Source organism: Actinospica durhamensis, from assembly GCF_018139695.1.
GTDB lineage: Bacteria > Actinomycetota > Actinomycetes > Streptomycetales > Catenulisporaceae > Actinospica > Actinospica durhamensis.
This window is the reverse complement of sequence record NZ_JAGSOG010000819.1, coordinates 1-413: the sequence shown is the minus strand read 5'-3', so window position 1 is coordinate 413 and position 413 is coordinate 1. Positions and strand designations below refer to the sequence as shown.

Annotated in this window: 1 protein-coding gene and 1 pseudogene; both read right to left on the bottom strand. The window is 66.1% G+C overall.

Going from position 1 to position 413, the window contains the following annotated elements:
• Positions 1 to 156 (bottom strand): annotated as a pseudogene (locus KDL01_RS47315) (biotin-independent malonate decarboxylase subunit beta); the annotation flags it as partial.
• On the bottom strand, positions 153 to 413 hold a 261-nt coding region (gene mdcC / locus KDL01_RS47310; RefSeq protein WP_212534333.1), incomplete at its 5' end, for a malonate decarboxylase acyl carrier protein. The pseudogene KDL01_RS47315 and the gene mdcC, both read right to left, overlap by 4 nt.

Sequence of the window (413 nt, the reverse complement as noted above, 5' to 3'; positions counted from 1 at the left end):
GTCGAACGCCGCGGGCTGGTCGAGCTGTGCCAAGTGCGGGCTCATCATCCGCCGCGCCGGGCCGAGGAATTCCCTGAAGGAACCGGCATCGACCAGGCTGGCGATACGCTCGCGCGCATCGGCTTCGTAGTAGCTGTAGCGCTGCGTCCGGTTCATCGTGGATCTCCAGCACGCAGGGTTTCCACGGCTTGGTCCAGGCGCAGGCTGACCACCGCCGGGGTGGCACCGGCATCGTTGATCGAGATGCGTACGTCGCGTAGCGGATGACGCTGTGCGAAGTCGTTGATCACCGCTTGCCACACGCTGCCGAAGCCCTTCGCGACGGTGATGATGCGCACCGTCATCGCGCCTTCCAGCGCAGCGGGTTCCAGCAGGATTTCCAGGTTGCCCGAGGCCAGCACGCCGACCAGCAC